The organism is Mesorhizobium waimense (assembly GCF_003601975.1).
Classification (GTDB): domain Bacteria; phylum Pseudomonadota; class Alphaproteobacteria; order Rhizobiales; family Rhizobiaceae; genus Mesorhizobium; species Mesorhizobium waimense.
Window position 1 is genome coordinate 1 of sequence record NZ_QZWZ01000099.1, and the last position, 7,970, is coordinate 7,970.

Genomic DNA, 7,970 nt, shown 5'->3' on the forward strand with positions numbered 1-7,970 from the left:
GACGCTGATATCGACGATCTGCTGCCCTTCAACTTCGCCAAAGCCGCCGCAGCCTGACCCGACGCGTCCGTCTGAAAGCGATCAGTTGTTGCAAGGGCCGTCAACGTGCGGGGAAATGAGCGCTTACGGTCATTCATTCCATTTGGGTAGATGAAATGTGGCGCAAAGCTGCCGCCCGTCGATGGACGGGCGCAATGCAGTCTTGCCCAGCCGACATTGTAGATGCCAACTCTACGCCGCCATCGCGTTACGACGGTCTGCGGCCACCGCCAGCCAGCAGACGACCGCTGCCATTGCGGTCGCGACAAGACCGATCGCCGGGATTGCGCCGTATCCAAAGCCCGAATTGAGCACTCCCGCGCCAACGAAGGCTCCGGCGGCAATGCCAACTTTGTAGGCCGATGAAGTCAGCGTCGATGCCAGGTCCGGCGCGGCCGCGGCCCCGCGCAGCACACGGTTTTGCAATGGTGTCACCAGCGTGGCGAGGGCCACGCCGAGCAGAAGAATTGTAGCGCTGTAGGCGATTCCGTTGTGCGCGAGAAGCAGCGAGACTGCGAAAAGCACCGAGGCAACCGGCAGGCCAACGATCAGCGTACGAGTGGGAGCGAGGTCGGCAAGCCGGCCGCCCGCGAAGATGCCGACGGTCAGACCCGCGCCGAAGGCCAGCATTGTCAAGCTGACCGCCTGTTCGTTCAAACCGCCAAGCTCGATGAGAACCGGGGCGATGTAGGTAAGGGTGCTCCAAAGGGCGGTCCAGGCAAGAATAATAATGGCGAAGGAGGTCACGACCTTGCTGTTGCCTAGCGCGCTGAGCTGTGCGCGAACCGAGATCACGCCCCGATCCCCCGACGGGTCGCCAGGGATGAGTAGGGCGATCGCAATCGTCGCGACCGCAGCGGTGCCGCCCAATATCCAGAATGTTGCTCGCCAGCCGAGCGCGGTTCCTATGTAGGTGCCTGCCGGCACGCCGATGACATTGGCGACCGTAATGCCCAGGAACACTAGGGACATTGCCCGGCCACGCTCCTCGTCCGGAACGAGCCCAATCGCAACAATCATGGCAAGTCCGAAGAAGCAGCCATGAGCGGTCGCCGTCAGGATCCGCGCTGCGAGCAGCACCTCGTAGCTCGAAGCAAGGGCGGCGATCACGTGACCGGCGATGAACAGCCCCATCAGCGCAAGGAGCGTCGGCCGTCTGGGGAAGCGCGCAGTTAGCACTGTAAGAATCGGCCCGCCGATGGCGACGCTTAGCGCATAGCCAGTGACAAGGAAGCCGGCCGTTGGGATATCAACCCGCATTTCGGCGGCAATCGCGGGCAGCAACCCCGCAATGACCACTTCGGTCGTCCCGATGCAGAATGTCGCGAGGAAGAGGGAGTAGACGCCGAGCTTCATTGCTGCACTGGCCCCCGATGCGCACCGGGACCCAACCACGCCGTTCCTGACCTGGCAAGCGGAACAGCGGACAGGAGTCAGACCGACCTTCGCGGGCGACATTGAGACACATCTGGACGCCACCCAAGTCCGATGCACGCCGGTGGCAAAGGTGTCCTCAACGGCCGACAAGCGGCGCAAAGCTGCCCGGCAACATTTGGGGCCGGGAGCGGACAGGCCGTTTCCGGTTGCGTATCTGTAATAGGGGACATTCAGCTCGGCGCGAGCATCGCGTAACCGACATCCTTGCCTATATCGGCAGGTCCTCGATTGCTCCATCCAAGAGAGGCGGCTCCTCCTCCGCTTCCTGCTTTGGCTCGACCATGATCAGACCGACAATGATCAACCCCAGTGCTGCCCAAGTCCACAGGGGGATGTATTCACCCAACAGGACGATACTCCAGCCGATGCCAGCAACGGTCGTTGCGTACGCGCTCTGGCTCGCAAAAACTGCTCCGGTGGTCCTTATGAGATAGATGAACAGGATCATCGCAAGGGCCGAAGCGAGGGCAATCAGAATGACAATGACACCGAGTTTTCCAGCAAGAAATTGGACAGGAATGAAGTCGCTAAAGCCCACTGCCAAGGGAATAAGCATGAAGCACGATGCAGTTAGCGCGAGTCCGTAGATCGCTACACTGTCGATGTTGGCGGGCTGCTTCTGGGATATGTAGAGGTCCTCAGCGGCGTATGTCGCAGGTATGAGCAGGGCGAGCGCCATCCACAGCCATTGCCCCTCTTCCCCGCCTGTTTCCGCGTTGACCATGATTGCGCCAACACCAATCAATCCAATAGCAAGACCAAGAAAGCGCTTCAGCCGAGGCGACTCGACACGCATGACCGCAGCGAAAAGAAAAACAGCGAAGCCTTCGAGAACGATCACAATCGCCACGACGAACGCTGGGAGTTTTCCTACCAGCCAGTAAACCAGTAATTGATTGATCACGGAACTTAGGAAGGCCAACCCCGCGATATATGTCCACTCTGTTTTTGTCAGCGTATTTAGGGGCGGCAGCGTTTTTCGGCTCGCACAAATCCCAATGCAAAGCGCCGCCCCGATCGCATCCACAAGCAATGCTAAGCCGATAGGATGCGCGGCTATATTCGCAGCCATTTTAGACAGCGGCACAATCAGTCCCCAGAGGGCACCGCAGGCAATGAGGAGCAGCCCACCACGAAAGGTTCGAATATTTTGGCGCAGCTGGCGTTCGCGCTCATACACTTTCTGCGCCATCGTCGAAAATACCGTGGCAAGTTTGCCCAAGCCATCGCGTCGGCCGGTGACGTCCTGAAGACCGAGTTTCGACGGGTTGAATTTGCCTGCCTCAAGCGCCGAGGCAGCTCGCGTCAGCTTGGCCACTTGTCGGAGATATTCTTTTTCGATGTCTCTTAGCCGCTTCTTTTCGATGCATGTCGAAACACGCGCCTCCAACAGGGCTGGCTCGAAATCCTTTGGCAGAAAGTCTTCCGCACCCAGCTCTATGGCGTTTACCACACTGCTCATTTCTTCATCGAGGGCCGAGATGACGATCACCGGCAGGTCGCGAGTGGCGCGCGAAGATTTGAGCGTTTTGAGTACTTCGAACCCGTCCATTTCAGGCATGACTATATCGAGGAGTACGAGGTCAAATGTGTTCTGGGCAACCTGTTCGAGCGCCAGCTTGCCGCTTGCGACAGCTGTTGTTTCATGGCCAAGCATTTGGATGGCTTTGCTGAGTTTCAGGCGCACCGTCGCCGAGTCATCGACTATGAGCACGCGCGCACCCTCAGGTGCGCGAACCTCAGGTGGTTGAGTCTCCGATACTATGCTCATTCGGTTGTCCCCCTCTTTTCAGATCGGCAAGGCGCGAGCTGAGATCCTTTTTCGCCGTGTCACAGGCGCCGGCGATGAGTTCCACCTCCATCACGGTCTCGCTGGGCAGACCGTCGCGGCAGGATTTTTCCATCGCCGCGCAAAGCAACGAAAGTTCGTTGGCGCCGAAGTCCCGCGCACTCGATTTTAGCGTATGGGCTGCCCGGCCAAGGCCTGAACGGTCGCCGGACTCCGCGGCGCGGCGCATCTGCTCGACGAGCAACGGGGATTCATCCAGAAAACTCTCAATGAGTTCGGCTAGAGAGTCTTGATCCCCACCTATGAGATCAAGGAGCTTGTCCAGGGCTTCCTGTGCAACAGCCATCACCAGACCTTTGTCGTCAGTTATGCTTGGGGGCGCGTTTCAGAGAGGCGACCAACTCCTCCACGCGCAGCGGCTTGCTTAGGTAGTCATCCATCCCAGCTTCTAGGTACCGCTCGCGGTCCCCGGCCATCGCATTTGCGGTAAGTGCCACGATGAAAGGCTGTAGCGAATCCTCGGAGCCTGATGCGCGGATCAACCTTGTGGTTTCGAGCCCGTCCATGTCCGGCATCTCGATGTCCATCAGGATGACATCGTGTTGTCCCTCGGCGAATGACGAAATCGCCGTCTCTCCATCCACCGCCAAGTCTGCCTTGTAGCCAAGCCGTTCAAGCACCTTGGAGCCAATCTTCCGATTGGTGATGTTGTCATCAACCAGCAGAATCCGAAGCGGCAATTTTGCCGCCATTTCGCTATCGAGGGATGGCCCCTTGGGCTGATCAGGCTTGGCCGAACGCGTGGGAGCCTCGGTAAAGACCGACATGAAAGCATTGAGGAGTGGCGAGGGCTTGATCGGCTTAGGAAGCATGGCCGCAAATTTGACGCTTTCGATATCCGCCTTGTTTCTCTCATCAAGAGGCACGAGGGAACTCAGCAATATCAATGGAAGCTCACCGCTTTGACCAAGCCCACGTAATCGTTTGGCCAGTTCTATGCCGTCCATCTCTGGCATGTTCATGTCGAGCACCACGGCGTCGTACTGCTGGCCACTTGCAATCCTGTTCAACGCGTCCAATGGCGAATGGGTTGTATGGGGCACCATGGCCCACGATTGGGCCTGCAGAGACAGGATGCGCCGGTTGGTTGCGTTGTCGTCAACGATCAGCAACCGCTTGCCTGCGAGTTCGACTTTGGCCACAGACATTTGCGCCTGCCTGGGAGCGGGCGCGGCGGCAGCGCGGATCGTGAAGAAGAATGTCGTACCCGACCCTTCAACACTTTCCACCCATACCTCTCCGCCCATCAGTTCTGCGAGGCGCTTACTAATCGCCAAGCCGAGCCCGGTTCCGCCATAGCGCCGCGTCGTCGAGGCATCGACCTGGCTGAAGGACTTGAACAATCGATCCAATCGGTCCTCGGGAATACCGATACCGGTATCGCGTACTGCAAACCGCAGGGTGGACAGGCTCTCTTCGCTTCCGCTGTGGGATGTGCCCGAGTCCTCCGCGGGCGGAATTTTCATTACCGACAGGACAATTTCACCACGCTCGGTAAATTTCACAGCATTGTTGAGGAAATTAAGCAAAATTTGTCGCAGTCTGGTGCTGTCTGCCACAATCCCGTCAGGAGTACCGGGCTCCACCAGATACGCTAGGTCGAGCCCCTTCTCCGCGGCCTTGGAGGCTACCAGGTCAATCGCGCTCTCAAGGCATTCCCGCAGTTCGAAGGGCCTTGGATCGAGCTCCAGCTTGCCGGCCTCAACTTTGGAAAAATCGAGTATGTCATTGATGATCGTTAGAAGTGCCTCACCGCTCTGACTGATCGTCTCGCTAATTTCGCGTTGTTCAGCGTCAAGGTTTGTACCAAGCAGCAAGTTGCTCATTCCGATCACGCCGTTCATCGGCGTGCGGATTTCGTGGCTCATCGTCGCCAGAAACGAACTCTTCGCCTCGTTTGCCGCCTCGGCCGCTTCCTTTGCCTGCTGCAGCGCCAAGGACAGCTGTTTGAGCTCAGTGAATAGCTGCGCGTTATGCAGGGCAGCACCGGCATTGGCGGCAATGGTAGAAAGCAAGCGGAGCGAGTCATCGGTAAATATGCCCTCCCGCGTAGTGCTCTGAACACTGATAACTCCAAGCGTTCCTTGCGCCGTTTTGATCGGAACGCCGAGATAGGACAAGGCATCCTTGCCGACGGGGGTGGCCCCGATCTGTGCACCGCGTTCCGCCACATCCTGATTGATGAGCAGCGGCTCACCAGTCTCTATGATCTTGCTTGTCAGCCCTTCGCCGAGGGTGAGCGTGGTGAAGGCCTCGCCAAACTGATAGGGGAAATGGATTAGCTTGGTTTCCGGGTCGAGCAGAGCGACGTAGACGATATCGGCATCGAAGATCTCCTGCATCTGACTGCCGATCAACTGGATCGTGCTGTCGAGCTCTGATTCCGCAATGAGCGCCTGGCTGACCGTGCTGATGGCACCAAGCTCCGCGGCCCTGGCTTCAGTCACCTTGAGCAGACGCTGAGTTTCGTCGAACAGGCGGGCATTGGCGATGGCAACGCCCATGCTGGAGGCGATGGTCTGCAGCAGGCGCACGTGGTTTTCGTCGAAGGCATGCTTCTGATAGCTTTGCACACTGAGAACACCCAGTGTTCTTTCACCAGACTTGATCGGCACGCCTATGTAGGACGCAGTCCTATCCTCTTCGTGGGGAAAGTACGCGCCAAGCTCTTTTCCTTCCTCAAGAGTGCCAAAAACCAACGGCTTACCTGTTGCGACGATCTTTGATGCCACTCCTATGCCCATTGGAAATGGTTCAATGACCCTATGCTTCCTAAAGTACGCATAAGGCACATGAAGCAGTCCCGAGTCGCTATCGTGTAACAGAATTTCGCTGACCTCGGTGCCGAAGGCTTCCCGCACTTTGTCGCCTACCAAGCGAATAACAGTGTCCAGGTTCAGCGACTTCGTCATCGCCTCGCCCACGCTGTTGAGAATGGCCAATTCCTTTGCGCGGTCCTCTGTCACCTTCAGGAGTCGCTGGGTCTCATCGAAGAGGTGGGCGTTGGCGATGGCAACGCCCATGCCGGATGAGAGTGCCTGCAACAGACGCACATGATCCTCATTGAAGACGTTCTTCTCGTAGCTCTGCACGCTGACAACGCCCAGAATTCTGTCTCCGGCAATGATCGGCACAGCAAGGTAGGATTCGGTCCTGTCCTCCTCCGTAGGCATGAGCGCGCCCAACTCAATGGCTTGCTCATTCGAACCCAATACCAATGGTTTGCCAGACAATATGACCTTTGAGGTCAGCCCTTCGCCCATCGCAAATGGCTCAGGGTCCTGATAGTCCTTGTAAAAAGCATAGGGCACGGTGATCAGATCAGACTTCTCATCGCGCAAGAGGATTTCAGTGACGTCCGTGCCGAATATTTCGCGCACCTTGTCACCGACAATGCGGGTCACTGTCTTGACGTTCAGCGTCTTCGCCATAGCCTCGCCGACGCTGTTGAGAATGGCGAGTTCCTTTGCGCGATCCTCTGTAAGTTTCAGCAGTCGCTGCGTCTCGTCGAATAGGTGGGCGTTGGCGATGGCAATGCCCATGCCGGATGAGAGTCCCTGCAACAAACGCACATGATCTTCGCTAAATGCGTTCTTCTGGTAACTCTGCACGCTGACAACGCCCAGAATTCTGTCTCCGGCGATGATCGGTACACCGATGTAGGATTCGCATCGTTCCGCTTCGCTGAGTACAACGGCACCCAATTCAAGGGACTGCTCAAAGGTCCCGAGAATCAGCGGCTTTCCCGAGAGGATGACCTTGGAAGTCAGTCCCGTGCCCATAGAAAAGGGTTCGATCTCCAGATACTCCCGATAGAATGAATACGGGACCGTGATCAGATCAGACGTCTCATCGCGCAACAAGATTTCGGTAACATCCGCTCCGAATATCTCGCGCACCTTGTCACCGACGATGCGGGTCACTGTCTTGACATTCAGCGTCTTCGCCATCGCCTCGCCGACGCTGTTGAGAATGGCGAGTTCCTTTGCGCGTTGCTCGGCGATCTGGAGCAGGCGCTTGTTTTCAGCAGAAAGTTGGCTGAGTTCAGTTGCCGCCGATGCTTTGGCGATTTCCAGCTCAGTAATGTACCGGTTGGCGGATTCGAGTCGATTAGCAAGGTCGATTTCGACTGAGCTCTGCATGTCGGTTTTCTCCCCAAGGAACATTCCGCCGAGAGTTTGAGCGGCATCCTTCCCCAACTGCCTACGCATATTAGCAGGTAATGTTACATAGCAACCGCTTGATTGACAGTACCTGGCGCGCACTGGTCTTTGAGCCGGCTCAGAACATCCTGCTGCGATGGCTGCCTCTGACGGAATCGCGACCTCTGCGTCGTCACCAGAAAAGTCCGCTTTTGGTAGGCGGCCAAGTCGGCCGGAATGACCAACATGAGGCGCATACCAGACATTCACACCTGACCATCCGCGAGCCGGTCACATTAACCCTTCAACATCATCGATCGGAGAATGGCCTGCATATGCTCTGCGAGGTCGAGTTCGCCACGCGCCTCGATCTCTAAGTGTCCGTTCCAAAAAGAGGTGAGTGATTTCAGCGGGTTGTGATTCTGTCGGATTGCTGAGATTCGACGGAGATCATGATGCCCTGGACCGAAACCACTCGCCCGCAATATGTGCGGCGTTGCGCC

4 protein-coding genes and 1 pseudogene are annotated in these 7,970 nt (G+C 57.3%); all 5 read right to left on the minus strand.

Annotated features, from left to right (window positions below):
* Positions 1 to 231 precede the first annotated feature (231 nt).
* Positions 232 to 1,395, minus strand: a complete 1,164-nt coding sequence (locus D3227_RS39255) for an MFS transporter (RefSeq protein ID WP_167481065.1) — start codon at positions 1,393 to 1,395, stop codon at positions 232 to 234.
* Between the two features lie 289 nt (positions 1,396 to 1,684).
* Entirely contained in the window at positions 1,685 to 3,247 is a 1,563-nt protein-coding gene (locus D3227_RS39260; RefSeq protein ID WP_120019341.1) for a response regulator, read from the minus strand.
* Positions 3,216 to 3,611, minus strand: a complete 396-nt coding sequence (locus tag D3227_RS39265; protein ID WP_120019342.1) for an Hpt domain-containing protein — start codon at positions 3,609 to 3,611, stop codon at positions 3,216 to 3,218. The genes D3227_RS39260 and D3227_RS39265 overlap by 32 nt, the downstream gene beginning before the upstream one ends.
* Positions 3,612 to 3,627: 16 nt before the next feature.
* Positions 3,628 to 7,467 (minus strand): GAF domain-containing protein, encoded by a 3,840-nt coding sequence (locus D3227_RS39270; protein ID WP_167481066.1) that lies wholly within the window; start codon positions 7,465 to 7,467, stop codon positions 3,628 to 3,630.
* A 296-nt stretch (positions 7,468 to 7,763) separates the two neighbouring features.
* A pseudogene (locus tag D3227_RS42435) lies at positions 7,764 to 7,970 on the minus strand (hypothetical protein); the annotation flags it as partial.

Bases quoted from the DNA above. Each gene is read 5' to 3' on its own strand.
- D3227_RS39255 (WP_167481065.1), bottom strand. From the start codon at position 1,395: ATGAAGCTCGGCGTCTACTCCCTCTTCCTCGCGACATTCTGCATCGGG.
- D3227_RS39260 (WP_120019341.1), bottom strand. From the start codon at position 3,247: ATGAGCATAGTATCGGAGACTCAACCACCTGAGGTTCGCGCACCTGAG.
- D3227_RS39265 (WP_120019342.1), bottom strand. From the start codon at position 3,611: ATGGCTGTTGCACAGGAAGCCCTGGACAAGCTCCTTGATCTCATAGGT.
- D3227_RS39270 (WP_167481066.1), bottom strand. From the start codon at position 7,467: ATGCAGAGCTCAGTCGAAATCGACCTTGCTAATCGACTCGAATCCGCC.